This window comes from Halobaculum litoreum, assembly GCF_030127125.1.
Classification (GTDB): domain Archaea; phylum Halobacteriota; class Halobacteria; order Halobacteriales; family Haloferacaceae; genus Halobaculum; species Halobaculum litoreum.
Window position 1 is genome coordinate 1199399 of record NZ_CP126156.1, and the last position, 26402, is coordinate 1225800.

22 protein-coding genes, 1 tRNA gene and 3 pseudogenes are annotated in these 26402 nt (G+C 72.2%); 13 read left to right on the forward strand and 13 right to left on the reverse strand.

Translation table 11 applies throughout. The features are described from left to right. Positions 1-83 precede the first annotated feature (83 nt). Complete coding sequence (locus P0R35_RS06460; protein WP_284014379.1) at positions 84-344, forward strand: glutathione S-transferase N-terminal domain-containing protein; 261 nt, start codon at positions 84-86, stop codon at positions 342-344. A gap of 123 nt (positions 345-467) precedes the next feature. Here the strand turns inward: P0R35_RS06460 and P0R35_RS06465 are convergent, their stop codons facing one another. Beyond that, positions 468-1451 (reverse strand): transcriptional regulator, encoded by a 984-nt coding sequence (locus P0R35_RS06465; RefSeq protein ID WP_284014380.1) that lies wholly within the window; start codon positions 1449-1451, stop codon positions 468-470. A 159-nt stretch (positions 1452-1610) separates the two neighbouring features. On the opposite strand from P0R35_RS06465, the pseudogene P0R35_RS06470 reads away from it, so the two are divergent. Next, positions 1611-2935: pseudogene (locus P0R35_RS06470) on the forward strand (TiaS agmantine-binding domain-containing protein). Here P0R35_RS06470 and P0R35_RS06475 read toward each other — a convergent pair. From P0R35_RS06475 to P0R35_RS06490, 4 genes are all read right to left on the reverse strand, one after another. Next, positions 2936-3475: an NUDIX hydrolase gene (locus P0R35_RS06475; RefSeq protein WP_284014381.1), complete on the reverse strand. Its 540-nt coding sequence runs from the start codon at positions 3473-3475 to the stop codon at positions 2936-2938. It abuts the pseudogene before it with no gap. Between the two features lie 2 nt (positions 3476-3477). Then, positions 3478-4563 carry a pyridoxal-phosphate dependent enzyme gene (locus P0R35_RS06480; protein ID WP_284014382.1) on the reverse strand — a complete coding sequence of 362 codons (1086 nt, stop codon included), beginning with the start codon at positions 4561-4563 and terminating at the stop codon, positions 3478-3480. A gap of 77 nt (positions 4564-4640) precedes the next feature. After that, a complete protein-coding gene (locus P0R35_RS06485) occupies positions 4641-4916 on the reverse strand; it encodes a hypothetical protein (RefSeq protein ID WP_284014383.1) in 276 nt (91 codons plus the stop codon). Between the two features lie 176 nt (positions 4917-5092). Continuing rightward, positions 5093-6052 (reverse strand): succinylglutamate desuccinylase/aspartoacylase family protein, encoded by a 960-nt coding sequence (locus P0R35_RS06490; protein ID WP_345782763.1) that lies wholly within the window; start codon positions 6050-6052, stop codon positions 5093-5095. Positions 6053-6231: 179 nt separating this feature from the next. On the opposite strand from P0R35_RS06490, the pseudogene P0R35_RS06495 reads away from it, so the two are divergent. The 10 genes and pseudogenes from P0R35_RS06495 to P0R35_RS06540 all read left to right on the forward strand — a co-directional run bounded on the left by P0R35_RS06495 (position 6232) and on the right by P0R35_RS06540 (position 18953). Then, positions 6232-7326: pseudogene (locus P0R35_RS06495) on the forward strand (M24 family metallopeptidase). Positions 7327-7390: 64 nt separating this feature from the next. Beyond that, on the forward strand, positions 7391-8680 hold the full coding sequence (locus tag P0R35_RS06500) for a DUF7544 domain-containing protein (RefSeq protein WP_284014384.1): 1290 nt from the start codon (positions 7391-7393) through the stop codon (positions 8678-8680). Between the two features lie 86 nt (positions 8681-8766). Continuing rightward, positions 8767-11028, forward strand: coding sequence for an NADP-dependent malic enzyme (locus P0R35_RS06505; RefSeq protein ID WP_284014385.1), 2262 nt, complete (start codon positions 8767-8769; stop codon positions 11026-11028). A 155-nt stretch (positions 11029-11183) separates the two neighbouring features. Next, positions 11184-11597, forward strand: a complete 414-nt coding sequence (locus P0R35_RS06510) for a type IV pilin domain-containing protein (RefSeq protein ID WP_284014386.1) — start codon at positions 11184-11186, stop codon at positions 11595-11597. A gap of 130 nt (positions 11598-11727) precedes the next feature. Beyond that, positions 11728-13380 (forward strand): ABC transporter substrate-binding protein, encoded by a 1653-nt coding sequence (locus tag P0R35_RS06515; RefSeq protein WP_284014387.1) that lies wholly within the window; start codon positions 11728-11730, stop codon positions 13378-13380. Between the two features lie 7 nt (positions 13381-13387). Further along, entirely contained in the window at positions 13388-14380 is a 993-nt protein-coding gene (locus P0R35_RS06520; protein ID WP_284014388.1) for an ABC transporter permease, read from the forward strand. Continuing rightward, positions 14377-15450: an ABC transporter permease gene (locus P0R35_RS06525; RefSeq protein ID WP_284014389.1), complete on the forward strand. Its 1074-nt coding sequence runs from the start codon at positions 14377-14379 to the stop codon at positions 15448-15450. Before P0R35_RS06520 ends, P0R35_RS06525 begins: the two co-directional genes overlap by 4 nt. Next, positions 15451-16695 (forward strand): ABC transporter ATP-binding protein, encoded by a 1245-nt coding sequence (locus tag P0R35_RS06530; protein ID WP_284014390.1) that lies wholly within the window; start codon positions 15451-15453, stop codon positions 16693-16695. Beyond that, on the forward strand, positions 16688-18169 hold the full coding sequence (locus P0R35_RS06535) for an ABC transporter ATP-binding protein (protein ID WP_284014391.1): 1482 nt from the start codon (positions 16688-16690) through the stop codon (positions 18167-18169). The genes P0R35_RS06530 and P0R35_RS06535 overlap by 8 nt, the downstream gene beginning before the upstream one ends. Positions 18170-18662: 493 nt before the next feature. Continuing rightward, positions 18663-18953, forward strand: a complete 291-nt coding sequence (locus tag P0R35_RS06540) for a DUF8028 family protein (protein ID WP_284014392.1) — start codon at positions 18663-18665, stop codon at positions 18951-18953. A gap of 202 nt (positions 18954-19155) precedes the next feature. Here the strand turns inward: P0R35_RS06540 and P0R35_RS06545 are convergent. The 5 genes from P0R35_RS06545 to P0R35_RS06565 all read right to left on the reverse strand — a co-directional run bounded on the left by P0R35_RS06545 (position 19156) and on the right by P0R35_RS06565 (position 22159). Next, positions 19156-19230, reverse strand: a tRNA-Val gene (locus P0R35_RS06545). 93 nt (positions 19231-19323) lie between these two features. Beyond that, positions 19324-19599 carry a ubiquitin-like small modifier protein 1 gene (locus tag P0R35_RS06550; RefSeq protein WP_284014393.1) on the reverse strand — a complete coding sequence of 92 codons (276 nt, stop codon included), beginning with the start codon at positions 19597-19599 and terminating at the stop codon, positions 19324-19326. 72 nt (positions 19600-19671) lie between these two features. After that, on the reverse strand, positions 19672-19905 hold the full coding sequence (locus P0R35_RS06555) for a hypothetical protein (RefSeq protein WP_284014394.1): 234 nt from the start codon (positions 19903-19905) through the stop codon (positions 19672-19674). Continuing rightward, the gene (locus P0R35_RS06560) at positions 19869-20933 is read right to left on the reverse strand and encodes a DUF8167 domain-containing protein (RefSeq protein WP_284014395.1); all 1065 of its coding nucleotides are present in this window, start codon (positions 20931-20933) and stop codon (positions 19869-19871) included. Before P0R35_RS06560 ends, P0R35_RS06555 begins: the two co-directional genes overlap by 37 nt. Continuing rightward, the gene (locus P0R35_RS06565; protein WP_284014396.1) at positions 20930-22159 is read right to left on the reverse strand and encodes a potassium channel family protein; all 1230 of its coding nucleotides are present in this window, start codon (positions 22157-22159) and stop codon (positions 20930-20932) included. Before P0R35_RS06565 ends, P0R35_RS06560 begins: the two co-directional genes overlap by 4 nt. A 113-nt stretch (positions 22160-22272) precedes the next feature. On the opposite strand from P0R35_RS06565, the gene P0R35_RS06570 reads away from it, so the two are divergent. Then, entirely contained in the window at positions 22273-23445 is a 1173-nt protein-coding gene (locus tag P0R35_RS06570; protein WP_284014397.1) for an NAD-binding protein, read from the forward strand. 13 nt (positions 23446-23458) lie between these two features. On the opposite strand, the gene P0R35_RS06575 is transcribed toward P0R35_RS06570, so the two are convergent. From P0R35_RS06575 to P0R35_RS06585, 3 genes and pseudogenes are all read right to left on the reverse strand, one after another. Continuing rightward, positions 23459-24088 carry a cupin domain-containing protein gene (locus P0R35_RS06575; protein WP_284014398.1) on the reverse strand — a complete coding sequence of 210 codons (630 nt, stop codon included), beginning with the start codon at positions 24086-24088 and terminating at the stop codon, positions 23459-23461. Between the two features lie 103 nt (positions 24089-24191). Beyond that, on the reverse strand, positions 24192-25478 hold the full coding sequence (locus P0R35_RS06580; protein WP_284014577.1) for an HPP family protein: 1287 nt from the start codon (positions 25476-25478) through the stop codon (positions 24192-24194). Positions 25479-25643: 165 nt separating this feature from the next. Next, positions 25644-26365: pseudogene (locus P0R35_RS06585) on the reverse strand (guanosine phosphorylase). Between the last annotated feature and the right edge of the window lie 37 nt (positions 26366-26402).

Consider the following 26402-nt stretch of genomic DNA (forward strand, 5'->3'; position numbering starts at 1 on the left):
CCACACGATCGACCGCCGGCTCCGCACCCCCGGCGCACACCCCGACGGAGTTTAAGTCCCGCGCGCCGCAACCGTCGAGTGCGATGTCCGACCTCGTCCTCTACGAACTGGAAGGCTGCCCGTACTGCGCGAAGGTGACGAACAAGCTGGCCGAACTCGGCCTCGAGTACGAGTCGATCAAGGTGCCGCGCTCGCACGACGAGCGGACCGAGGTGCGGGAGGTGTCCGGCCAGACGGGCGTCCCCGTCCTCGTCGACGAGGCGCACGGCGTCGACGGGATGGCCGAGTCCGACAACATCGTCGCGTACCTCGAGGAGACGTACGGCGACGGCGCCGCCGCGTAAGCCGGCGGCCGCGGTCCCCGCTTTTCGGTTCGGTCGCGCTCTCGTCCGCCCGGAGCCGCGGCTCCCTCGTCGACGGCGGGAACGAACGCTCCGGGACGACTCCGGCGGGGGGCCGGGCTTCGATCAGGCTTCTGCGGGTTCGTCGGAGCGCTCGCGGATCAGTTCGCGGATACGCTCGGGGTCGTCGGCGCGCGACAGCTCCAGCATGGTGACGATGGCGGTGCCCTCGACGGTCTCCTCCTTCGGCTCGTCGTCGCCCTCGGTGAAGTAGACGGCGCGGGTGCCGGTGACGCGCCCGAGCGACCCCATCAGCTTCGCGCGCTTCTGGGCCGTCCGCGTGAACGGCGAGTGGCCGGTCAACAGCGTGAATTCGACGCGCGGCTCGGCCTCGTCCTCGCTCACGGCGGTGAAGGGCGCCCGTTGCGTCGGGTGGACGGCGAACCCCGCCCGCGAGAGCACGCCGTACACGTGTTCGTCGTCCGGGTCGACCTCGGGCGGCTCCGGCGTCGGGTCCGCCTCGCGGACCTCGCCCGCACCCTCCAGCACCCGCACGGGGTCGGAGAAGGGGCGGTCGAACAGGTCCTCCAACTGGACGGCGACCTCGACGGAGGCGTTCATGCCGTCCTCGTACTTGGCCACCGTGCGACGCGAGACGCCGAGTTCGTCGGCGAGTCGGCCGAGGCTCCAGCCGCGCTCGCGGCGTTCGTCGGCGACGGTGTCGCCGTCGATGTTGACGTACAGGCCGCCGGGGGCCGCGTAGATGAGCGGCGGCACCTCCTCGACGACGAGGTCGTACAGCGTGTCGGGGTGGATGGCCGGCACGCCGTGGCGGAAGTAGACGACGCCCGGCTTCAGCTCCTCGTCGCGCGTCCGCAGGCCCACGAGGATGGGCGTCGCCGAGAGGTACTCCCCCAGACGGCGCATCTCCGCGCCGGTCTCCCGGTCGAAGGCGTCGACGTTGCCGAGCACCTTCACGAGGAGGAGGTCCTCCCCGCGCCGGGCGGCGACGTCGAAGCTCTTGGGGCGCACCGCACAGCGTTCGCTGACCAGGAAGTCGGCGTCCGCGAGCATGGCGGTCACGTTCCCGACCAGCGCCTTCCGGGACATACCGAAGTATAGACCGCTCACGACGTATATGCGTTGTGCCGCTCGTACGAGCCGCCATCCGGACGCCCGCTTGCGGTCACGGCGACGACACGGCCGACAGAGCTATACCCGTGTTGGCGACGCGAAAGGCCCAATCCGTGTCGGACGCTTCCACCGGACGTGACGGTCCTCGGCCTCGACGACACCGACTCCCGATCCCGGGGGATGTGCACCACCTACCTCGCGACGCTGGCGGCCGAGCGGCTCGTCGACGCCGGCGCGAGCGTCGAGCGGCGGCTCCTCGTCAGGCTCAACCCCGCCGTCGAGCACAAGACCCGCGGCAACGCCGCGCTCGCGCTCCACACCGACGCCGCCCCGGAGACGGCGCTGGCGGTCGGGACCGATCTGGTGGAGCGGTACGCGGTCGCCGACGACCCGCGCACCTCCCCGGGCGTCGTCGTCGCCGACTGCGCGCCAGGGGCGGTGCCGCCGGCGGTCGCCGACTTCGCCCGCGACGCCCTCCGCGAGTTCCACGACCTCGAGGACGCCCTCGCGGTCGCCGACGCCGCGGGGCTCGAGACGCGCGGCTGGGCGGCCGACGGGCCGGCCGACGGCGCCGGCGAGAGCCCGGAGGGGTGGTCGGACGCGGCCGGATCGGCGCGCTCGCGGCCGTCGGCGCGTGGCGCGCGTTCGACGACTGGACGTACGAGCACGTCTCCTACCGCGAGTTCGACCGCTGCGGGACGCCCCGCGAGGTCGACGCGGCGAGCGTGTTCGCGGCCGCCGACGCGGGCTACCCGGACGTGTGGGACACCGTCGACCGCGTCGAGGGCGAGGCGGTGTGCGTCCCGAACGCGCCGGGCCCGATCCTCCACGGGATCCGCGGCGAGGACCCCGAGGCCGTCCGCGCGGTCGCGGCCGGGATCGAGAGCGAGTCGGTCGAGCGGACGGCGACGTTCGTCACCAACCAGGGGACCGATGCCCACCTGCGCGACGGGCGGCTCGGCTCCCTGCGCGACGGGCGGGCGTACCGCGTCGACGCGACGGTGACCGCGGCGCCCGAGACGCGCCGCGGCGGCCACGTGTTCCTCGCCGTCGGCGACGACGCGGCCGCCCCCGACGCGGCGCTCCCCTGCGTCGCCTTCGAGCCGACGAAGCGGTTCCGCGACCGGGTGCGCGCGCTCCGCGTCGGCGACGCCCTCACCGTCTGCGGCGAGGTCGACGACGGCACGCTGAAGCTGGAGAAGTTCGCCGTCCGCGATCTGGTCACGTCGGCGCCGGCGGTGCCGACCTGCCCGGACTGCGACCGGTCGATGGAGTCCGCCGGCGCGGGACAGGGGTACCGGTGTCGCGACTGCGGGACGAGCGAGCCCGGGAAAGTCGAGCGGCCGCTCGACAGGGAGCTCGACCGCGGCTGGTACGAGGTGCCGCCGTGCGCCCGGCGACACGTCGCCAAACCGCTCGTCCGCGGTGGGTTCGACGCGCCCACCCACCCCGAACGGTAGTCAGGCGCCGGCGCCGTCCGCGTCCGCCTCTCGGTCGAACACCGCGGCCAGCAGGTCGCGGTCCCACGGGCTGACCCCGCCGTCCGCCTCGAAGCCGGCGACGGTGTCGAACCGGACCGCACTCGTCTCGTCGCCCGCGGCCGGGTCGCCCGCCGTCGACGACCGGTCGACGACGAACCGGATCCCGACGACCGAGCGGTCGGGCTTGACCGTGTGGTCGACGGAGAACAGCGTCAGGTCGGCCGGGGCGACGCGGACGCCGGTCTCCTCGCAGAGTTCCCGTGCGGCGCCCACGGCGGGGGACTCGTCGTGTTCGAGGTTGCCGCCGGGGGTGCCCCACCGGCCCCGGTGGGGGTCGACGGCCCGGCGGCCGAGCAACACGCGGTCGCCGTCGCGGACGACGACGCTCGCGACGGGCTTGCTGTTGCGCCAGACGATCCGGTCACACGACGGGCAGTAGCGCCGCTCGCGCCCCTCGGCCGTCCGCCGGCCGAGTTCCTTGCCACACAGCGGACAGTAGTCGCCGACGACGGTGATCATCGTCAGGTTTTCAGCCCGCTCCCGGTCAGCGGCACGACCACGTCCTCGTCGCCGTCGAGCACGCCCCGCTCGCGGTACGCGCGGAGGGCGGCGGGGGCGATGGCGCAGGTCGGCTCGGTGTAGAAGCCGCGGGCGTGCAGAGCGGCCAACTCCGACTCGACGGCGGACTCGTCGAGCGCGACCGCGTCGCCGTCGGTGGCCGCGATCGCCTCGCGGATCCGGTCGCCGCGGGTCGGCTCGGGGATCTGGATCCCGTCGGCGACGCCGTTGGCGCCGGCGGCCGCCTCGGCACCGTGGAGCGCCTCGACGACGGGCGCGTATCCGGCCGCCTGCGCCCCGAGCAGTCGCGGCATCGAGTCGATCCAGCCCGCGTCCAGCAGGGCGCGAAAGCCGCGGTAGGCGCCGAGGAACAGCGTCCCGTGCCCGAGGGGCAGGACGACCGCGTCCGGGGCGTCCCAGTCGCGCTGGAGGGCGGTCTCGTACGCGAACGTGGCGGTGCCCGCGTAGAACGCGGGGTTCCACGCGTGGCTGGCGTACCAGCCGGCGCCGGACTCGACCGCCTCGACGCAGGCGTCGGTCGTCGCCTGCCGCGGCCCGGCGGTCTTCACGGGCGTCGCGCCGGCGCGGCGGATGGCGCGGAGTTTGCTGTCCTTCACCGAGGCCGGCACGTAGATCTCGGCGTCGATGCCCGCGCGGGCGGCGTACGTCGCGATCGCGGCGCCGGCGTTGCCCGAGGAGTCCTCGACGACGGTGTCGACGCCGAGCGCGGCCGCCCGGGAGAGGGTCGTGGTCGCGCCGCGGTCCTTGAACGACCCGGTCGGGAACACGTACTCCAGTTTGAACTGCGCGTCCCAGTCGGGCGCGTCGACGAGCGGCGTCGCCCCCTCGCCGAGCGAGACGGCGGGCGCTTCCGGGAGGAACTCGTCGAACGACCAGAGCCCGTCGCGGGTGTCGAACGCCCCGGGGTCGGGCGCGGGGCCGTCGGGGAGCGGGCGCTCGGCGTAGTCGAGCGGGCGACCGCACTCGCAGCGCCAGCGGTCGGCGTACGTGGCGCCGCAGTCGGGACAGCGGAGCGACGGAGCGGACATGCGTGTACGGCCGGGAGCCGGGGACCAGTAGGTGACGGTTCGGTGCCTCTGCCGCCCCGACCGCCCCGGCAGCCTCCCTACTCCGCCGCCGCGTCGACCCCGTCGTCGACCTCGTCGTCCGCCGTCGCCTCGTCCCCGTCGTCCCGCCCGTTGAGTCGGTCGAGTCCGAGCGTCGCCACGAAACAGACGCCGCCGAGGTACAACAGCGACTGCGGGTTCGTCACCAGCGAGTTCCCGACCCCGATCGCCGTCCCCAGGTACCCCAGCGCCGACGCCGTCCATCCCACGCCGGTGACTCCGGCGGCCCGTTCCAACACCCGTCCCTCCGTCTCGGTGTCCTGTTTCGGTGACATCGTCCCCCCACGTCCGGTGTAGGCCACGCTTACCGGAGACGCGCCAAGAGCGTGTCTTCAGCCTCGCGCGGTATGGATATCATTCGGGGACGACTGCCCGCTGCACGCCGTCCGGATACGTCCGTCTCGTGTGCGCGACGGCGGCCGGACGGTATCGACGTGCCGACGCGGCGCGCTCAGAACTGGTCGACGTCGGTGCCGACCGAACAGACGTACTCGCCGGTCGCCACCTGCGGGAGCCGCCGCGAGCGCCAGAAGATGCCGTCGTTGTCGGCGGTGACGCGGGCCTTCAGCTCGCCGAAGGCGTCCGTGACGCGGAAGAGGGTGTCGCCGCGGGCGACGCGCTCGCCGAGTTCGACCTCGAACGAGACGAGACCCCCGCTGGGCGAGCCGTACTGGTCGAAGCCGGAGGCGCGCGTCTGCATCTCCCGGTCGACCTCGCCGTCGATGAAGCCGTAGTAGCGGAGGACCCGGAACATCCCGGCGAGCCCGATCTCGATCGACTCCTCGTCCCAGCCGACGGCGCCGCCGAGTTCGGGGTCGATCGTCGGGATGCCGTTGTCCGGCGCGGCGCGCGCGAGCTGGCCGTCCGGGCCCTTCTGGTCGAGGACGTAGCCGGTGCCGAACACCTTCGCGAGTTCGAGACACTCGCGGTGGAGCCGGTGGCGGGGGCCACAGCGGACGCGCGTCTCGTTGATCATGCGGGAGGTGCGCCCCTGGTGGAGGTCGACGACGAGGTCGGCGCGCTTGGCCGCCTCGAACGTCGCCGCGGCGATGCGCTCGGAGGAGGTGCCGTTGGCGTCGCCGGGGTACGCCCGGTTCATCTTCGTGTCGTCCACCGGGTTGCGGTGTTCGGCCACCTGGAACGCGTGGTAGTTGACGATCCCGACGATCAGGATCTGGCCGGCGATCTCCGCGGGGTCCAACTGGGGGACCAGCCGGGTGACCACGCCGAGGCCGTTCAGCTCGTCGCCGTCGCTGACCGCCTGCACGTACAGCGTCTTGCCGTCGTCCGCGCCGTTCACCACCGCGACCGGCAGGCCGACCGTCGATCCGTCGCGGGTCTCCCCGACCTCCAGACGACCCGTGTCGAGCTCCCCGGGGGGCGCGCTCGCGCTCCCGAGTGTCGTCATCATTGTCACGCACTTTCGGGTATCCCCTCTTTAGGGGTTCGGTCCCGGGCACGCGGAACGGCCGAGCGCGGGCGTGGCTCGCCCGTCGGCCGCGCCCCGAGCGCCCGGCCGTCGGACGCGGGTCGGGCGCGCGTCGGCTCCGATGCCACGGGATTCAAGCCCGGGGACACGGACCCGCGAGTATGGTCGACATCGACGACCGCGAGAGCCGCCTGGAGCGGTTCCTCGCGGAGGGGGGGTACGAGGCGGTGTGGTTCGCGCGGCCGAACTCGTTCGCGTGGGCCACCGGCGGGTCGAACCGCGTGGACGTCGGCGCGGACGTGGGCGACGCCGCGGTGGGCTACCTCGGCGACGGCGAGTGGACGGTCGTCACGGACAACGTCGAGGCCGAACGGCTCGCCGCCGAGGAGCTCCCGGCGGCGCTGTCGATGTCCGTCGCCGCCGACGACTGGTACGAGACGGACCTGGCGGGCTCGGTCGCGGCGCGCTCGCCGACGCCCGCCGCGGCCGACTTCGACGTGCCGGGGCTCGACGACCTCGACCCGACGCGGCTCCGCCTCCGGCTCGGCGAGGACGACCTCGCCGCCTACCGCGACCTCGGGCGGGAGGTCGCGCTGGCGACGGAGACGGTGTGTCGGGAGCTCCAGCCGGGCGACACCGAACACGAGGTGGCCGCGGGGATCCGCATCTCGCTGGCCGGTCGGAACATCGAGGCGCCGGTCGTGCTGGTCGGCGGGAGCGAGCGCGCCCCGCAGTACCGCCACCCGACGCCGACGGACGCGGCGCTGGGCGACTACGCGCTGGTGATCGTGACGGCCCGCCGCGGCGGACTGCACGCCTCCTGCACGCGGACGGTCGCGTTCGACCCCCGAGTGGCTCGCCGAGCGCCACCGCGCGGCCCAGCGCGTCGAGACGGCGGCGCTGGCGGCGACGCGCGACGCCGCCGGGCGCGAGGACGGCACCGCCGGCGACGTGTTCGACGCGATCCGGTCGGCGTACGCCGCCGAGGGCCACGAGGGGAGTGGCGCGAACACCACCAGGGCGGGGCGACCGGCTACGCCGGCCGCGAGTGGTTCGCGACGCCCGACAGCGACGCCCCGGTGGCGTCGGCGGCCGCCTACGCGTGGAACCCGACCGTCCGCGGGGCCAAGAGCGAGGACACCGCCTACGTCACCGCGGACGACGTCGAGCTGCTCACCGACTCCGGCCGCTGGCCGACCGACACCGTCGAGGTGGACGGCCTGACGCTCCAGCGCCCGGCGATCCGCGAGAACTGACCGGCACGGATCCGGTCGACGGCCGAGAACCAACCTTCATGTCGTGTGACTTTGACGTGCCACTATGAGTTGGCACGGCGTCGACGCGGTCGACGACGCGATCGACGTGACGCGGGGGTTCCTCTTCCCCGTTCGACTCGGACGCTGGGCGCGGATGGCGCTGGTCAGCGTGTTCGCGGGCGGCGGCGGCGGCGGCGGACGGATCGCGGGGAACGCCGCCAGCACCGCCGCCCGCCTCGTCGGCTCGGGCGGGGTCCCGAGCGGCGCGGGCGCGGCCGCCGCCCTCGCGACGCTGCTGGCGCTCCCTACGCTCGGCCTGGTCCCCACTCCCGGCGACGCGGCGGCGAGCGTGCCGCCGCTGCAGTCCGACCTCCTCCCCGGGGCGGTGGGCGCCGTCGGCCTGCTGGCCGTCGGGCTCGCCGCCCTCGTCGGGCTCGCGCTGCTGTTGGTCACGCCGGCGTTCCAGTTCGTCCTCGTGGACGGCATCGCGCGCGACGACCTCCGGATCCGCCGCGACGTGCGGAGCCACTTCGTGAACGGCCTCCGTCTGCTCGGCTTCCAGATCGGGCTGTTCGCCGCGTTCGCGGTCCCGCCGGCGGCCGCCGCGGCGCTCGCCGTGCTGTCGGGAGTCGACGGGGCGGCGCTCGCGAACCGCCCCGGGGCGATCGTCGCGATCGTGCTCGTCGCGGCGGCGTACGTGCTCCTGTTCGCGTTCCTCGCGCGGTTCACGATCGAGTTCGTCGTGCCCGCGATGGTCGCCGACGGCGGCGGCGTGATCGACGGCTGGCGCCGGGTCTGGCCCGTCCTCAAGCGCCAGCCGAAACAGACGGTCGTCTACCTCGTGATGCACGTCCTCGTCGGGATCGGTGTGTCGATCGTCTCGACGGTGCTGACGCTCACGGGCCTGCTCGTGGTGGCGCTGCTCGCCGGGGTGGTCGGGCTCCTCGTTTCCGTCGTGCCCGGCGGGACGAGCGAGGTCGTCGGCGCGGTCCCGCTGGCGGCCGTCGTGGCGTTCGCCATCGGGATCCCGCTGTTCGTCGTGGGCGTCGCCTTCCCCGTGGGGGTGCTCGCGCTCACGTACCGGCGCGCGTACGAGCTGGCGGCGCTCGGGCGCTTCGCCGACGGGCTCGACCTGCTCGGGCGCTACCGCGCCGGCGACGGCTCCGACGACGACGACGTGGCGGCGGCGCTGCGCGAGGCGGACGGCGACGCGGCCCCCGAGGACGGGACCGGTGACGAGGATCCGGCGGAGTTCGGCGGCTTCGTCAGGTCCTCGGTCCGCGACCCCGACGACGACCCCGACGGGGACGACTCCGACGACCGCGACCCGGACCGCCGCGGCGACGGGCGCTGACGCGCGGTCGGCGAGGACCGCGGTCGTCGTCCGCCCGGCATCGGTCCGCTCGGTAGCTTTTTCCCCGATCCTGCGGTCCCAGAAGTATGGGACTGGACGACGACGCGCGGGAGTACCACCGATCGGATCCGCCCGGCAAGATCGAGATATCGACGACGAAGCCGACCAACACGCAGCGGGACCTCTCGCTGGCGTACTCGCCGGGCGTCGCGGCGCCGTGTCGCGACATCGCCGCCGACGGGGAGCGCGCGTTCGAGTACACGGCGAAGGGGAACCTCGTGGGCGTCGTCTCCAACGGCTCGGCGGTGCTCGGCCTCGGCGACATCGGCGCGCAGGCCTCGAAGCCCGTGATGGAGGGGAAGGGCGTCCTGTTCAAGCGGTTCGCCGACATCGACGTGTTCGACATCGAACTGGACCAGGACGACCCCGAGGACATCATCCGGACGGTGGCGGCGATGGAGCCGACGTTCGGCGGGATCAACCTCGAGGACATCAAGGCGCCCGAGTGCTTCGAGATCGAGGAGACGCTCCGCGACGAGATGGACATCCCCGTGTTCCACGACGACCAGCACGGGACCGCGATCATCTCGGGCGCGGGCCTGATCAACGCCGCCGAGATCGTCGACAAGGACCTCGGCGACCTCGACATCGTCTTCTCCGGCGCCGGCGCCTCCGCGATCGCGACGGCGAAGTTCTACGTCGAACTCGGTGCCGACGCGAGCAACATCACCATGTGCGACTCCACGGGGATCATCACCGAGGAGCGTGCGGCCGCGGGCGAGGTGAACGAGTACAAGGCGCAGTTCGCCAGCGAGGGCCCGGGCGGCGACCTCGCGGACGCGATGGACGGCGCCGACGTGTTCGTCGGGCTCTCCGTCGGCGGCATCGTCGACCGGGAGATGGTCCGGTCGATGGCGGCGGACCCGATCATCTTCGCGATGGCGAACCCCGACCCCGAGATCACCTACGAGGACGCCAAGGACGCCCGCGACGACACCGTCATCATGGGGACGGGTCGCTCGGACTACCCGAACCAAGTGAACAACGTCCTCGGCTTCCCGTTCCTGTTCCGCGGCGCGCTCGACGTGCGCGCGACCGACATCAACGAGGAGATGAAACGCGCAGCCGCCGAGGCGCTCGCGGAGTTGGCCCGGCAGGACGTCCCGGACGCCGTCGTCAAGGCGTACGGCGACCAGCCGCTCCAGTTCGGGCCGGAGTACGTCATCCCGAAGCCGCTGGACCCGCGCGTCCTGTTCGAGGTCGCGCCCGCGGTCGCGGAGGCGGCGATGGACTCCGGGGTCGCCCGGTTCGACATCGACACCGAGGTGTACGCCGAGCGGCTGGAGGCCCGCCTCGGCAAGAGCCGCGAGATGATGCGCGTCGTCCTGAACAAGGCCCGCTCGGAGCCCAAGCGCGTCGCGCTCGCGGAGGGCACCGACGAGAAGATGATCCGCGCGGCCTACCAGATGGAAGAACAGGGGATCGCCCACCCGGTCCTGCTGGGCGACCGCGACACCATCGAGTCGACGACGAAGCGGCTCGGCCTCGACTTCCTCCCGGAGGTCGTCGACCCCGCAGAGACCGGCGCGACCGACGAGTACGCCGACCGGCTCCACGAGATCCGCAAGCGCAAGGGGGTCACGCGCTCGGAGGCGGGCGAACTGATCCGGCGGGACACGAACTACCTCGGGAGCGTCATGGTCGAGCGGGGCGACGCCGACGCGCTCCTCACCGGGCTGACCCACCACTACCCGAGCGCGCTGCGACCGCCCCTGCAGGTGGTCGGCACCGCCGACGACGCCGAGTACGTCGCCGGCGTGTACATGCTGACGTTCAAGAACCGCGTCGTGTTCTGCGCCGACACCACCGTCAACCAGGCGCCCGACGCCGAGGTGCTCGCGGAGGTGACGAAACACACCGCGAAGCTCGCCCGGCGGTTCAACGTCGAGCCGCGCGCGGCGATGCTGTCGTACTCCAACTTCGGCTCCGTCGACAACGAGGGCACCCGCAAGCCCCGCGACGCCGTCGAACTGCTCCACGCGGACCCCGAGGTCGACTTCCCGGTCGACGGGGAGATGCAGGCCGACACCGCCGTCGTCGAGGAGATCCTGAACGACACGTACGCGTTCTCGGAGCTGGACGGCCCGGCGAACGTGCTCGTGTTCCCGAACCTCGAGGCCGGCAACATCGGCTACAAGCTGCTCCAGCGCCTCGGCGGCGCCGAGGCCATCGGTCCGATGCTCGTCGGCATGGACCAGCCGGTCCACGTGATGCAGCGCGGCGACGAGGTGAAGGACATCGTCAACCTCGCCGGCGTCGCCGTCGTCGACGCACAGGACGAGGAGTAGGCGGCCGTTCCGGACCGCCCGTTGACAGGTCCGCAGTCGGATCTGTTGGTTCAACTGACGATGGCGCGGGATTTTTATAGGTTCCGGATAGAGTCGCTTCAGAGCCCGATCGCTGCGTGAGGGGGGGTACCTCGTGCCTGCACGGGCGCACGACCATGAACGTACACGAACTGTTCACGGAGGAGCGCGCTGTATCACCGGTCATCGGGGTCATCCTGATGGTCGCGATCACGGTCATCCTGGCTGCGGTCGTCGGGTCGTTCGTGTTCGGGATCGGGGGGCAGGTCCAGCCGTCCTCGCCGAACGCGAACTTCCAGTTCGACTACTCGGCGAACACCAGCACCACCTACGACGTGACCGCCCGCCACAGCGGCGGCGACACCATCCCGACGAGCGAGACGGTCCGGCTCGCCACGCCCGCGGGGAACGAGGAGTTCGCCGGGGACGTGTCCGCAGGGAAGACCGCGACCGTGTTCGACGTCGGCGCCGACACGACCGTCCGCGTGATCTGGGTGTCGGGGAACGGCGAGGACTCCGCCGTGCTCGCGGAGGACTCCACGCCGTCGTAACGACGCGGGAGTCGCGATCCGCTTTTCTCGGGTGAACCCCCGTCACAGCCGCGTGTGCCCCGTTCGCCGACATGACGGTACGGGGTGACGTACCCCAGCATATAAGAGGGCCACCGCCATGGTTCCGGGCATGGCTGATCAGAACACGAGCAGGCGTCGGTTCCTGACGGCGACGGGATCGGCGGCGGCCGCGGTCGCACTCGCAGGCTGTGCCGGCGGCGACGGCGGCGACGGGACCGAGACCGACGAGCCGATGGACACGACCGAGGGCGGGATGGAGACCACGGAGACGGCCGAGCCCACCGAGCGGCCCGAGCCGACGACCCGCGAGGGGTACCTCCAGCGGGCCAACCGCCTGATCCACGACGAGGCGCCGTGGGTGTTCCTCCACCGGCAGTTCTCGGTGTACGGCCAGTCGGACGACATCGAGTGGCAGCCGCGCACGGACGAGCGCGTGGCGGCGTACGCCATCGAACCGGCGACGGACTCCGGCGACGACGTCGTCATGACGCAGTCGCAGATGGACTCCGGGCTCGACCCGCAGGACCACCGCGAGACGCCGACGGACAACATCGTCCTCCAGGCGTACGAGGGGCTGCTCGAGCGCGACGCGGAGGGCGCCATCGTCGAGACGCTGGCGACCGACTACCAGCGCCTCGACGAGACGACCGTCCAGTTCACGGTCCGCGACAACGTCTCGTTCCACTCCGGCGACTCGCTCACCCCCGAGGACGTCGCCTTCTCGATCAACCGCATCGTGCAGGAGGACGTCGGCATCGCCTCCCCGCAGGTCGACCAGCTGCTCGGCGTCGAGGGGGCGGAGGTCGCCTCCACCGACGACCGCACGGTGAACGTGAACCTCTCGGGGCTCAACCCGATCGTGTTCGCGTCGTTCGCGACGTACTGCGACGTGATGAACAAGTCGTGGGTCGAGAGCAACGACGGCGCGTACATCAACCAGAACATGGAGGGGACCGGCCCGTTCCAGCTGTCGAACTACGAGCAGGGCGTCTCGGTCGAGTTCCAGCGGTTCAACGACTACTGGGACGACGAGGCGGCAATCTCCACGTTCACGATCAACGCGGCCGGCGAGGCGTCGACGCGCGTGAACCGCCTCGTCGCCGGCGAGTCCGACATCGCGGTGAACGTGCCGCCCCAGGAGGTGTCCCGCGTCGAGAACAACGACGGGACGTCCATCACGGCGGTGCCGTCGACGCGCGTCATCTTCAACGCGATGCGCTACGACGTGGAGCCGTTCGACTCCCCGCTGTTCCGGCAGGCGATCAACTACGCGGTCGACCTCGAGTCGATCATCGAGAACGTCCTCCAGACGTTCGGCAGCGCGACGGGCCAGCCGACGCTCGAGGGCTTCTTCGGCTACAACCCCGACCTCGACCCGTACCCGTACGACCCGGACATGGCCGAACAGCTGGTCGAGGAGTCCGGCTACGCCGGCGCCGAGGTCGAACTCGTGACGCCGATCGGTCGCTACCTCCGCGACGTCGAGATCGCGCAGGCGGTCGCCGCGCAGGTCGACGAGCTGTCGAACGTCTCCGCGTCGGCCCGGCAGGTAGAGTTCTCGACGCTCGTCAGTCAGGTGACGACGGGCAACATCGAGGACAAGCCGCCGTGGTACCTCCTCGGGTGGGGGAACGCCACGTTCGACGCGATCCAGACGATCCAGCCGCTCCTCGCGAGCGACGGCTCGCTGACGTCGTACAGCAACGACGAGCTGGACCGCCTCCTCGACGAGGCGCAGCAGCTGCCGAGCGAGACGAACTAGGCCGCCAATGGGTTACGGCCGTTTTCTGCTGAAACGGGGTGTACAGGGAGTCGGCGTCGTCTGGGGAGTCGTGACCGTCGTGTTCGTCCTCCGGTTCATCACGCCGGGGTCGCCCATCGACACCGTCGCGCCGCTGGACGCGAGCCAGGAGACGCGGCAACGGATCGCCGAGGAGCTGGGGCTGGACCAGCCGCTGTACGTCCAGTACCTCGACTACCTCGCCGAGCTGTTGCAGGGCAACATGGGGTACTCGTACATCTCCAGCATCCCGGCGTCCGTGCAGGTGTTCCAGAAGCTGCCGGCGACGCTCGAACTCGCGGTCGCCGCGAGCCTCGTCGCCGTCGCGTTGTCGATCCCGCTGGGCGTGATCTCGGCGACGCGCCGCCACGAGCCCGCGGACTACGCGGCGACGTCGTTCTCGCTGCTGGGCATCTCGACGCCGAACTTCTGGCTCGGCATCATGCTCGTGTTGGTGTTCGCCGTCGAGTTGAACGTGTTCCCCACGAGCGGCCGCGCGTACGGCTTCGGCCAGACGCTCGCGGCGATCACCGGGCCAGAGCCGTTCTTCACGGTCGCGACCGCGTGGCTCGCGTCGCTGTTCCTCCCGGCGATCACGCTGGGGACGTACTTCACGGCGCTCATCACCCGGCTCGTCCGCTCGGGGATGCTCGACGAGCTGTCGCAGGGGTACGTCCGCGCGACCCGCGCGAAGGGCCTCCCCGAGACGCTCGTGCGCTACAAACACGTGCTGCGGAACACGCTGGTGCCGGTGGTGACCGTGCTGGGGCTCCAACTCGGGACGCTCATCGGCGGCGCGGTCATCACGGAGGCGGTGTTCGCGTGGCCGGGACTCGGCACGGAGATCATCCGGGCGATCAACGCCCGTGACTGGCCGATCCTCCAGGGCAGCCTCATCGTCATCGGCTGCGGCTTCGTCCTGCTCAACATCGCGGTCGACGCGCTGTACGCGTACCTCGACCCGCGGGTGGTGGCGGAATGAAGATCGGCCCGATCTCGATCTCGCCGCGGACGATCCGGAACCTCCGCAAGGAGTTCCGCTCGTCGGGGCTGGCGCGGATCGGCGTGGTGTTGGTCGTGCTCGTGTTGTTGGCGGCGGTGTTCGCGCCGTTGATCGCGCCGCACAACCCCCGCACGCAGACCCTCGATCAGGCGCAGCTGCCGCCGCTGGGGTTCACCGACACCGAACAGCAGACGCGGTCGGAGATGGTCAACGGGAGCATCGAGACCGTCACCGAGAACGTGACCGTGAACGCGACGACGACGTACCCGCTCGGGACGAACTCGCTGGGGCAGGACATGCTCTCGCGGGCCATCTACGGCGCGCGGACGTCGCTGTTGGTCGGGTTCTTCGGGACCGTGTTGGCGGCGCTGTTGGGGGTCACGGTCGGCCTCACCGCGGGCTACTACCGCGGCCGGGTCGACGACCTCCTGATGCGGACCGCCGACGTCTCGTTGGCGTTCCCGTCGCTGGTGCTGGCGATCGCCCTCATCGGGCTGTTCAGCCGGTTCCAAGCCGACGTCGCCTACCGGATCACCGACCCGCTCGTGTCGACCGGCTTCGCCGGCTGGTTCCGCGAGTTGGTCGGCCTGCCGACGCCGATGCCCGAGACGGTCGTGTTGCCCACGGTCGTCATCCTCGTCGTCGGCTTCGTCAACTGGGTGTGGTTCGCCCGCATCGCGCGCGGCGAGGCGCTCTCCATCCGCGAGGAGGAGTACGTGAAGGCCGCCCGCGCGCTGGGCGGCAGCGACGCCCGGATCGTGTTCCGGCACGTCCTGCCCAACGCCATCACGCCCATCCTCGTGCTCGCGACCATCCAAGTCGCCGCGATCATCCTGTTGGAGTCAGCGCTGTCGTTCCTGGGGTTCTCCGGGACGACGCTCTCGTGGGGATTCGACATTGCCCAAGGACGTGACTACCTCTCGTCGTCGTGGTGGATCGCAACCGTGCCCGGCCTCGCCATCGTGCTGTCGGTCATCGGCATCAACCTCGTTGGGGACTGGCTCCGCGACGCGCTCGACCCCGGCATCGAGGGGGAGGGGGGGCTGTAGATGAGCGACACGGCAGCCGCGGGCGAGTCCCGTGGCGCCCCCGCCGGCCACCCGGACGACGTGCTCCGCGTGCGCGACCTCTCCACCCGCTTCTTCACCGAGGAGGGGCAGGTGAACGCCGTCGAGTCGGTGAGCTTCACCGTCCGCGACGGCGAGATCTTCGGCATCGTCGGCGAGTCCGGCTCCGGCAAGTCGGTGACGGCGCTGTCGCTGATCGACCTCGTCGACTCGCCCGGCCGCGTCACCGGCGGCGAGGTGTGGTACCGCGACGCCGATCTGGCCGAGGAGTTCCGCGACCGTCTCCCCGACGCCGTCGACGGCGAGTTCGTCGACACGCGCCGGCTCCCGAAGGGGGTGCGGCGCGCGCTCCGCGGGCCGGCGTTCTCGATGGTGTTCCAGGACCCGATGTCGTCGCTGAACCCCTCGGTCACCGTCGGCGAGCAGATCGCCGAGGCCGTCGAGGTGCAACGGCGCGCGACGGCGAACCCGCGCCGGACGCGCTCGCGGACGCAGGGGTACGGGATGGGGAAGCTCATCGCCGACACCCTGCTCCCGAACCGGGGGTTCACCTCGGAGTCGAGCATGAACCGGGCGATCGAGTTACTCGAACAGGTCGGTATCCCCGACCCGGCCGAGCGCGCCCACGAGTACCCCCACCAGTTCTCCGGCGGGATGCTCCAGCGCGCGATGATCGCGCAGGCGCTCGCCGGCGAACCGGACGTGTTGATCGCCGACGAGCCGACGACCGCGCTCGACGTGACGATCCAAGCGCAGATCCTGAACCTCCTGCGCGACCTGCAGGAACAGGCCGGCACGTCCGTCGTGATGATCACCCACGACCTGGGAGTCATCGCGCGGATGTGCAACCGCGTCGGCGTCATGTACGCCGGCCAGATCGTCGAGCGCGGGACGCTGTCAGACGTGTTCGAGACGCCCGTCCACCCGTACACGCAGGGGCTGCTCGGGTCGATCCCCGACCTCGACGACCCCGCGCCGCGGCTCCAGCCGATCGAGGGGAACGTCCCCTCGCTGCTCGACGAGGAGATGGGCGGGCGGTGTTTCTTCGCCGACCGCTGTCCGAAGGCGATGACCGACTGCCTCCAGCCGATCTCCGAGTACGACGCCGACCCGGGGAGCGACGAGCACACGGCCCGCTGTGTCCTCGCCGAGCGGGAGTTCAGCGAGGCCGACGCGCTCCCGCCGGACCACTTCGACCGGAACGAGGAGGTGCGCGGCGATGAGTGAGTCGACCCGGGCCGCCGAGGAGTCGGCGACCGACGGCGCGGCCGTCGCTCGCGACGAGGAGCCGCTGTTGAAGGTCCGCGGACTGCGGAAGTACTACTTCGAGGACGACACGCTGTTCGACAAACTGCTCGGGCGCGACCCCACGAGCGTGAAGGCGGTCGACGGGGTCGACCTCGACGTCCACCGCGGCGAGACGCTCGGCGTCGTCGGCGAGTCCGGCTGCGGCAAGTCGACGACCGGCGAGACCCTCCTGCGCCTGCGGGAGGCGACCGCCGGCACCGTCGAGTTCGACGGCGAGGACGTGATGGCGATGTCGCGCGAGGAGCTGACGCGGTTCCGCAAGCGCGCCGGCATCGTCTTCCAGGACCCGTTCTCCAGTCTCGACCCGCGGATGACGGTCGGCGACATCGTGAGCGAGGGGCTGAAGATCCACGACCTCCCCGAGGAGTCGCCCGACGACGGTCGCTCGAAGCGCGAGTGGCGCCGCGACCGCGCCAAGGAACTGCTCGAGCGCGTCGGGCTCTCGGCCGACCAGATCGACCGCTACCCGCACGAGTTCTCGGGCGGCCAGCGCCAGCGCGTCGGCATCGCCCGCGCGCTCGCGCTCGACCCCGAGTTCGTCGTCCTCGACGAGCCGGTGTCGGCGCTCGACGTGAGCGTGCAGGCCCAGATCCTGAACCTGTTGGAGGACCTCCAGACGGAGTTCGGGCTGACGTACCTGTTCATCGCACACGACCTCTCGGTCGTCCGGCACATCTGCGACCGCGTCGCCGTGATGTACCTCGGCGAGGTGATCGAGACGGGACCGACGGACGCCATCTTCGAGTCGCCGAAGCACCCGTACACGGAGGCGCTCCTGGAGTCGGTGCCGCGCGCTTCCGTCGAGGAGCAGGGCCGGCGCGTCGACGCGCTCTCCGGCGACGTGCCGTCGCCGCGGAACCCGCCGTCTGGGTGCCACTTCCGGACGCGGTGTCCGAAGGTGATCCAGCCGGTGACCGTCGACATCCCGCAGGAACAGTACCGCGGCGTGATGGACCTCCGCAACCGGCTCGAACGCCAGGGGTTCTCCGCCGCGTCCGTCTGGGAGACGCTGGAGAGCGAACACGACGGCGACGAGCCGTTCGAGCGCGACACGGTCGTGTTCAAGGAGGCGTTGCGCGACGAGTTCGACCTGCACGGTCTCTCGGGCGCGACGATGGACACCGTCGAGGACGCGCTCGAGATCCTCGCCAACGGCCGGGAGGACGAGGCCGCACAGCGCCTCCGGGACGGCTTCGCCTCGCCGTGCGAGGAGGAGGACCCCCTGTTGAGCGACGACCGGCACGCGGTGGCTTGCCACCTCTACGCCGACGAGGACTACGACGCCGACGTCGACCCGGACCGGGTCGGCAACCCCATGGCCGGCATGGCCGACGTCCGACAGCCGGACGCGGACGGCGCCGCGAACGGGTCGGCGGGCGACGGCGACCGCTGAACGCGGTCCCGTCCCCCGCCGTCGACCACGTCTCCACACTCTCACACGGAGCGGCGCCGCCGTCCCGCGACGGGACCGGCGACGCGGCGAACCCCGTCCCGGTTTCCGCTCGCCGTTCGCCGCGCGAGTTGCTCGAGCTGTCGCTCGGTGGGCCGAACCCGGAACGGATCCGGGCGACAGCCGAGCACCGAACGGGCCGAACGGACACGTGGACCGACGGGAACTGAGGTGGGTTTTCACCTATCGTGGCGACACACGAGCGAGCCGGCTATCGATCCCGACCGTCGGGCATGGGTTCCGACGAATCGAGCGCCGACAGAACTCCGCCCAGGTCGCCGCGCGAAAAAGAGTTAGCGCCCGGTTTGAACGTTCTAAGCGATCCTCGGGCGCTCGTGAAACGTGTGGGGATGCGAGGGGTCGGCGGTGAACGGTCCGAACCGTCACGAATGCTCGGCATACTATTTGTGGGTAGGGGGTGATCGTTCGGGTGACGATGAGTCCCTCCAACACCCTCCCATCGGTCGCGTCGCTGCGCGAGTCGATGTCCACGCCGACCGACGTGAAGAACCTCCTGGCGAAGGCTACGGGCACGGGCAAGACCGCCGCGGTCGTCCCGATCCGTGCGGCCGCCTTCTACGTCGCCATCGGCCTCCCGCTCGTGTACCTCCCGCTGCTCGCCGGCGGTGTCACGCCCGACCGGTTCGCCGTCCTCCTCGGCCTCCTGTTGGCGAACGCGGCCGCGCTGGTGCTCGGACACGACTACGGCGCGAACCGACTCGACTGAGCAGACCCCGCGACCCGACGGCTGGTCCCCGCGACGGGTCGCTCCGACCGCCGCACCCCACGCTCGACGCCGAGCGCCGGCTGTGACGGCGGCGCGGTCGAGGTAACGGGCCGAACGCTGTCGGTCTCCCGCGGACCGACACCGCTCCGAGGGTGAGGGAACTGAGCAACAGCTCGACGAGGGAACGGTCGAACGAAGAGAGTGGGTTGGGGCGGATTTGAACCGCCGGCCTCCTCCATGTCAAGGAGGTGTCATAACCGGACTAGACTACCAACCCGACCGGGGCTTGCTGCAATCACGAGTTCCGCTGGAACACAATTAAGGCTTCCGAAAGGGTCGCGCCCCGTGGCGCCGTCCCACGGTTTGGGGCTCACCCACCGCTGACCGGCGGGAACAGCGCGAGTTCGTCGTCGGGGTCGACCGGCGTGTCGAGCCCCTCGCCCTCGCGGACGTCCCGGCCGTTGCGGAGGAGGTTGACGTGCCCCCTGAGTTCGCCGTCCTCGTCGAGCACGCGGGTGGCGAGCGCGGGGTGGGCGTCGAGGAGCGCGTCAAGCGCGTCGCCGACCGTCGTCGCCTCCGGGGCGTCGACGGACGGCTCGGACTCGCCGGCCGCTTCGGCGAGGTCGGCGAACAGCTTCCAGTGCATACCCCACCGTCCCGCTCGGGCGGGCAAGAGCGTTGCGCCGGCCGACCCGGGAGGCGGATCCCGCGGTCGACATCATGCGTCGCGGGCGGCGGCGGTGTCGGCGCGCCCGGCGCGCCGTTCCAGTTCCCGGAGCGACTCCGGGCGGGCGACGACGTACACCGTCTCGTCGGCCGCGAGCGTCCGGGCGCGCGCCGGGATCGGCTCGATCGCGCCGTCGGCGGCCTCGACGGCGATCACAGCCCCGGGGAGGTCGCCGACGGTCCCCCGGCTCAGTTCGCTGTCGGCCGCGACGGTGATCGCGGCCATCGTCTCGTCGGCGACGCGGAGCAAGCCGGCGAACTCCCGGTCGGCGCGGGGGCGACCGGCATCGTCACCAGCCGGTACTCGCCGGCGGCCTCGAGGGGGCGACGTCCGACTCGTCGACCGCGAGCGTCACCACGTCGCCCGCGGCCGCGCGGGCCCGCGGTGGCCACGCGCTCGAACCCGTCCCGGTCGGGGGCGCCGCCGTCGGCCTCCGGGAGCGGCTCTCCGGGGTCGACCTCCGCCCCGGCCGACCGTTCGACGCGGCGCCACACCTGCACCGCGTCGCCGGGGCCGGCGCCGTGTGGCGGGTCCGCGCGAACGGCGACCGCACACGCGCCCGGGCCGAGGGTGGGTCCGATCCCCGCCATCCGGCGGCCGACGGCGAGGTGGGTCAGTTCGTCGCCGTCGAACTCGGCGTCGACGTGGCCGACGCCGTACTCCTCCTTCAGGCGGCTCACGAACCGGTCGCGCAGTTCCGCGTCGGAGAGCCGGCGCGGGAACAGCAGCGTCTGGCCGACGAGGCGCTCCTTCGTGGCGGCGTCGGCCGGGTCGTACCCGTCGATGTCGCCGATCTCGTCGGGAAGCTCGACGGGCCGGATCCGGCCGACCGTCCGCGCGAAGCGGCTCAGTTCTCCCTCGACGCGGTCGGCGCCGGCGACGGCCGTCACGTTGGTGGCGAATCGGTCGCCGGCCCGTCGGCCGACGGGCGCGGCGCCGGCGGCGACGAGGAGGCTGATCACGTTCCGCACCACCACCGGGGTCGCGAACGGGTCGGACGCGACGACGCCCTCAACCGGGATCACCGTGGAGAACAGCCCGACCGTGTTGAGGTACACCGCCACGACGGCCGTGCCGAGCAGCGTCGTGAGCCCGGGCGGCACCGAGTCGTTCACGTACCAGCGGTAGGCGGCCGCCCCCGCGGCGGCGACGAGGAACGACACCGTCGCGAAGCCGACGAGCCGGGCGACGTTCACGACCCCGAGCGCGTCGGCCGGCGACTGTAGCGGGACGCCCGCGGCGACGGGGCTCACGCGGCCACCTCCCTCGCGAACCGGTCGAGCGCGTCGCGGGTCCCGACGAGGATCATGTCCGCGCCCGCCTCGGGCGTCACGTCGCCGTCCGGGGCGAGGCGCCAGCGACCGTCGTCGCGGACGGCCAACACCGCGACGCCGTACTCGTCGCGGACGGCGACCGACCGGAGACTGTGGCCGTCGAGCGGGCCGCCCGGCGCGACCGAGAGGCGGCGGAACCGCTTGCCCGCGCGCCGCAGCAGCGACAGCAGTTCGAATTCGCGGCGGGTGCCGCGCGAGCGGACGACCACGCGCCGGACGCCGGCGCCCAGCAGCGCGGTCGCGGCCGCGCGGTCGACCGCCACGGTGAGGCGGCCGTCACCCCCGCGGTCGTCGGCGACGCCGGGGGCCGCGGGCGCGGCCGCGTCGGTCCCGCCGTCGGTCGCGGCGGGCTTCTTGTCGGGCTTCGACCCGTCGGTGGTCGCCGCCACGACGGTGCCGGTCACCGGGTCCCCGGCGGTCGGGACGACCGTCACCTCGTCGCCGTGCGCGAGGCCGGTCGGGAGGAGTGCCGACACCGACACGGCGCGCTTCCCCTCGGGGACGCGCTTGGAGACGCCGGCCAACGGCGGCGCCGCCGACACCGTCGCCCGGCCGCGCTCGTCGAGGCGGACCGTCACGTCCGCGAGGTCGAACTCGGATCGGAGTCGCTCGGCGACGGCCCCCTCCAGTTCGCGCAGCGGGAGGTCCGCCGGGAAGTCTTCGGCGAACGTCCGCACCGACTCCCGCAGCTCGGCGGGGAGCGCGGGGTACCCCTCGACGCCGGCGACGCCGCCGACGACGGTGACATGGACCTGTCCGCGGCCGTTGGCGAGATCGACCACGTCCGTCGAGAGCGTCCGCTCGGTGAGGCTCTTGAGGGTGATCCGCTTCGGGAGCGCCGCCCCCATGGCGTCGCCCTTCGCGTGGGCGTACAGCGAGATCATCAACACGACGATGATCGCGATGAGCAGCGCGGTCCCGTTCGCGGCGTCCCGGATCGACTGGTCGTTGAGCGCGAGCAGGCCGCCGTTGACCCCCGCGATGGCGAGCGAGAGCACGACGACACCGAACCCGGGGATCGACACACCGGTGAAGTACTTGAACGCGAAGCCGAGCGTCCACGCGACGAGCGCGGGGACGATCCCGGTGAGGAGCCCCAGGTACAGGCCCAACATCACCTGGACCGGGAGCGAAGAGGCAGGCATGCGTCCCCGCAAACGCCGGACGTACAAATCCCTACCGCCGTGGCTCGGAGGGACCGGGGTGTGCCGGGTCGAATGTCGGGTCGCTTATGCCGGCTCGCGGACTCGTGGCGACAATGGCAAGCTGGCGGGACCGCCTCGGCGGCCGGATCGCGGTGTTGCTGGTCGGCGCGGCCGCGTTGCTCTCGATCGTCGCCGGTATCGGCGGGATCGTCACGCAGCCGGCGACGCGCCTCCCGTTCGTCGCGCTGCTCCCGGAGGGAGCCACCGAACTGGCGGGGTTCACCGGGGCGCTCACCGGCTTCGTCCTGTTGATCGCCGCCTACGGGCTGCGCCGCGGGCTCCGGGCCGGCTGGTACGCGGCGGTGGTGTTGCTCCCGCTGACCGCGGTGCAGGGGCTCGTCGGGTCGACCGTCGCCGGGCCGCCGCTGGTCGGGCTGTCGCTGGCGGCGTTGGTCGCGGTCGTGCTCAACCGTCGGGTGTTCGCCGGCGAGGTGGACCTGACGACGACTCAGTGGGCGTCGCTCGCGGGCCTGGTCGGCTCGCTCGGCTACTCCACCGCCGGCGCGTTCGCGCTCGCCGACGAGTTCACCAACATCACCACGGTCACCGACGCCGTGTACTTCTCGGTGGTCACCGCCTCGACCGTCGGCTACGGCGACGTGACGCCCACCTCCCCGGTCGCGAAGTGGTTCGCGATGTCGGCGCTCGTGCTCAACGTCGCCGCCTTCGCGGTCGCGCTCGGTGTCCTGTTCACCCCGCTCATCGAAGCCCGCCTCACCAACGCACTCGGACGCATGACCGACTCAGACATCGACCTACTCGCCGACCACGTCATCGTGCTCGGCCACGGCGAACTCACCGAACCGCTCATCGACGAACTGATCGACGCCGGCGCCGACTTCCTCGTCGTCACGCCGGACGAGGCCGTCGCGCGCGCGCTCCGCGATCGCGAGGGCGTCCGCGTCCTCACTGCGGACCCCTCCGACGAGGAGACGCTCCAGCGGGCGAAGGTCGGGGAGGCGCGAGCGGTCGTCGCCGCGACGAACAACGACGCCGAGGACGCCCTGTCGATCCTCACGGCGCGCCAGCTCAACCCGGAGGTGACCATCGTCGCCGCCGCGACCGAGCGCGAGAACGTGAACAAGCTGAAGCGGGCGGGCGCGAACACGGTCATCTCGCCGGCGACCATCGGCGGCCACCTCATCGTCGAGTCGGCGCTCGGCGCCGACGACACCGAGGCGGTCGCCGAACGGCTGCTGGACGACGGCGACGTGACCGACGGGTAGCGCGACGCCGGTGTCAGCGGGCGCCCGGGTCGGCGTCGTCGTCCCGGTCGCGAACGCCGGCGAGCGCCTCGCGTCGCGCCGCCGGGACGTACTCCGGGTAGCTGGCCCCGTACCCCAGCGCCCGACCGGCCGGTGCGACCAGTCGGATCGCGAGCTTCTGGAGCCACACCGGGACGACCGCGAGGTACAGCAGGTCGTCGTACTCGGCGAGCACCGGCGCGAGCAGCAGGGGGTTCAGCGGCATCCCCGACGCCGTCGCGAGGTGGTCGCCCGCGAGGCCGTAGGTGACGTACATGAACGCCTCCGTGTCGAGCGCGGGACGCACCTCGCCGATCAGGTGGAGTTCGTCGTCGCCGGCGTTCCAGAACCGGTGTGCGTCGCCGGCGGGGATCGTGACCGACTCGCCGGGCCCGAGCGTCCGCGTGGTCCCCTCGTGCCACACGCCGAGCGTTCCCGCGACGACCTCCAGGTCCTCGTCCTGCTCGGGGTGGACGTGCCGCATCGGCCCCGCCGACTCCGGCGGCGGGGCGAGCCACATCTCGAAGCGTGCCGCCTCGCCGTCGGTCCGGTCGGCGGTGTCGAGGTAGCGGACGCGCTTGCCGCTGCGCGGCGCCTCGACCGTTGGGTACTCGTCGCGGGCCACGGGTTCGACCGCGGACCGGGGCGGCATAAACGCCGGTGTCGGCCGGAAGCGCGGGGCCGACGCCGCGACCGGCCGCCGGCTCCTCGAGAGCCGTCGCGCGCCCTCACCGCGGGTCGCCGCGGTCGACGACGGCCACGTCGCAGTCGACGCCGCGGAGCCGCTCGAACGTCGGCGGCGACACGGCCCGGGAGACGCCCGAACGGTCGCCCGAGGAGCCGACCATCACCAGGTCGTACGCGCCGGCGTTCGCGTCGACGAACGACTCGACGTCGGAGCGGGCGATCCGCGTCTCGACGGGGTCGTCCACGGTCTCGACGACGTTCGCGAGGCGGGCCTCCGCCGAGCGACGCTCGCGTTCGCTCCCGACGCAGGTGCACACCGAGACGTGGCCCGCGTCGCGCGCGAGGCGCGTGGCGAAGTCGACCATCGCGTGCGCCGAGTCGCCCGGGCGGGCCACCAACACGAGGACGCGGCGCCAGCGGTCGCCCTCGCCGACCGACCGGAAGGCGACGGCGTCCTGCGGGCCGTCGAACACCGCCCGGACGAACGCCGAGGCGCCGGCGTCGTCGTCGGCGTACGGCGTGGCGACGAGGTCACACCCCGTCTCGCGCGCCGCCCGTCGGAGGGTGGCGACCGGGTCGCCGGCGGCGACGACCACCTCGCAGGGGACGCCGACGCCCCGGCGGATCCGGGCGGCCCGGTCCTCGAGGTGCTCGGCGACGGCGTCGGCGTCTGCCTCGTCGTCGACGACGCCGAGGAGCACCACCTTCCCGGCCTCGTGGGGGGCGGCCAGCCGGGCGGCGAACAGCGCCGTCCGCTCGGCCCCCGCGCCCCGCATCGGGACGATCACGTTGTCGTCGCCGCGGATCGAGCCGTACAGCAGCGACGCGCGACGGTCGTAGAACCAGCGGCGCCACGCGAGGAACACGCCCGCGACCAGCGTCGACCCGACGAGCGTGAACAGCACGTACAGCGCCGCCCGGTCCGGCGCGGCGAGCACGAGCAGCGCCGCCGAGTAGGCGGACGGCTCCTCGACGTCGAGCGCCCACGTCGCGAGCCCCGCGAGGAGGATGGAGAACGCCGCGGCCGCCGGACTCACCGCCGGGCCGGTGCCCGCCGTCGCGGCGTCGATGGCGCGCAGCGCCGCCCAGCCGCAGCCGGCGCCGGCGGTGAGCCCCGCGATGAACCGCGTGGGGTCGGCGTACTCCCCGCCCGGGTTCGCGAACAGCGTGTACGACCCCGACGCCAGCGGCGGGAACAGCAGAAACGAGAACAGCGTCAGCGAGTTCGACAACTGCGTGACGAGGCCGACGACCGCCGGCACGACCACCACGACGGTGAGGTGGAGCAGGTTCTCCGTGTTCTCCACCCACCGGCGGAACGAGACCACCTCCCGTCGCTCGAGCCGACGGAGCCGGCGGGCGCCGCGCGCGGTCGCCGCCGCGACCCGATCGGCGAGCCCGGGGGTCGTGGCGTCCGCGTCGTCGCCGTCGTCGGTCGAGTCGTCGCCGTCGTCGGTCGAGTCGTCGCCGCGCATCCCGGATCGGTGGGCGCGCTACAGCGACGCGACGGCGTCGAGCGCGATGTCGATGGCGCGGCCGACGTTGTTCTTCGCCTTCTCGGCTCCTCGTCGGAGTCGGCGCCCTTCTGGGTGCCGGCGACGAGGTTGCCGTCGGCGGTGCAGATGGCGCCGGCGTCCATCCCGCGGCGGCGCGCCAACGAGAAGACGGCGGCGGCCTCCATCTCGATGGCGAGGAGACCGGCCTCCTCCCAGTCGGCGACGTACTCGTCGGACTCGTTGTAGAACGCGTCGTCGGAGACGATGGGGCCGACGTGCACCTGTTCGTCGTTCGCCTCGGCGGCATCGACGAGCGCGGTGAGCGTGCCGTAGTCCGGGACCGCGGGGTACGTCGCGGACTCGTAGCGCTTGCTCGTCCCCTCCTCCTTGGCGGCGCCGGTGGCGACGACCATGTCGCCGATCTCGACGTCCGTCTGGAGCCCGCCGCAGGTGCCGACGCGGATCACGGTGTCGACGCCGACGTTGTGCAGCTCCTCGATGGCGATGGCGGCCGACGGACAGCCGATCCCGGTCGAACAGACGGTGAGGTCGACGCCCTCGTACACGGCGTTGACGATACGGTACTCGCGGTTCTCGGCGACGAGTTCCGACTCGTCGCAGTGGCTCGCGATGCGGTCGACGCGGTCGGGGTTGCCCGGGATGAGCGCGACGTCGTGGACGTCGCCCTCGTCGACGAGCAGGTGCGGCTGCTTGGCCATACGGTCGCTCCCCGCGCGCCCGGCAAAGCCTCGCGGA

Excerpts from the sequence above, each read along its gene's own strand:
- P0R35_RS06500 (WP_284014384.1), top strand. The coding sequence starts at position 7,391 with ATGAGTTGGCACGGCGTCGACGCGGTCGACGACGCGATCGACGTGACG.
- P0R35_RS06460 (WP_284014379.1), top strand. The coding sequence starts at position 84 with ATGTCCGACCTCGTCCTCTACGAACTGGAAGGCTGCCCGTACTGCGCG.
- P0R35_RS06475 (WP_284014381.1), bottom strand. The coding sequence starts at position 3,475 with ATGATCACCGTCGTCGGCGACTACTGTCCGCTGTGTGGCAAGGAACTC.
- P0R35_RS06570 (WP_284014397.1), top strand. The coding sequence starts at position 22,273 with ATGGCAAGCTGGCGGGACCGCCTCGGCGGCCGGATCGCGGTGTTGCTG.
- P0R35_RS06485 (WP_284014383.1), bottom strand. The coding sequence starts at position 4,916 with ATGTCACCGAAACAGGACACCGAGACGGAGGGACGGGTGTTGGAACGG.
- P0R35_RS06480 (WP_284014382.1), bottom strand. The coding sequence starts at position 4,563 with ATGTCCGCTCCGTCGCTCCGCTGTCCCGACTGCGGCGCCACGTACGCC.
- P0R35_RS06565 (WP_284014396.1), bottom strand. The coding sequence starts at position 22,159 with ATGCCTGCCTCTTCGCTCCCGGTCCAGGTGATGTTGGGCCTGTACCTG.
- P0R35_RS06530 (WP_284014390.1), top strand. The coding sequence starts at position 15,451 with ATGAGCGACACGGCAGCCGCGGGCGAGTCCCGTGGCGCCCCCGCCGGC.
- P0R35_RS06465 (WP_284014380.1), bottom strand. The coding sequence starts at position 1,451 with ATGTCCCGGAAGGCGCTGGTCGGGAACGTGACCGCCATGCTCGCGGAC.
- P0R35_RS06505 (WP_284014385.1), top strand. The coding sequence starts at position 8,767 with ATGGGACTGGACGACGACGCGCGGGAGTACCACCGATCGGATCCGCCC.
- P0R35_RS06535 (WP_284014391.1), top strand. The coding sequence starts at position 16,688 with ATGAGTGAGTCGACCCGGGCCGCCGAGGAGTCGGCGACCGACGGCGCG.
- P0R35_RS06510 (WP_284014386.1), top strand. The coding sequence starts at position 11,184 with ATGAACGTACACGAACTGTTCACGGAGGAGCGCGCTGTATCACCGGTC.
- P0R35_RS06525 (WP_284014389.1), top strand. The coding sequence starts at position 14,377 with ATGAAGATCGGCCCGATCTCGATCTCGCCGCGGACGATCCGGAACCTC.
- P0R35_RS06490 (WP_345782763.1), bottom strand. The coding sequence starts at position 6,052 with ATGATGACGACACTCGGGAGCGCGAGCGCGCCCCCCGGGGAGCTCGAC.
- P0R35_RS06520 (WP_284014388.1), top strand. The coding sequence starts at position 13,388 with ATGGGTTACGGCCGTTTTCTGCTGAAACGGGGTGTACAGGGAGTCGGC.
- P0R35_RS06550 (WP_284014393.1), bottom strand. The coding sequence starts at position 19,599 with ATGCACTGGAAGCTGTTCGCCGACCTCGCCGAAGCGGCCGGCGAGTCC.
- P0R35_RS06540 (WP_284014392.1), top strand. The coding sequence starts at position 18,663 with ATGAGTCCCTCCAACACCCTCCCATCGGTCGCGTCGCTGCGCGAGTCG.
- P0R35_RS06555 (WP_284014394.1), bottom strand. The coding sequence starts at position 19,905 with ATGGCCGCGATCACCGTCGCGGCCGACAGCGAACTGAGCCGGGGGACC.
- P0R35_RS06515 (WP_284014387.1), top strand. The coding sequence starts at position 11,728 with ATGGCTGATCAGAACACGAGCAGGCGTCGGTTCCTGACGGCGACGGGA.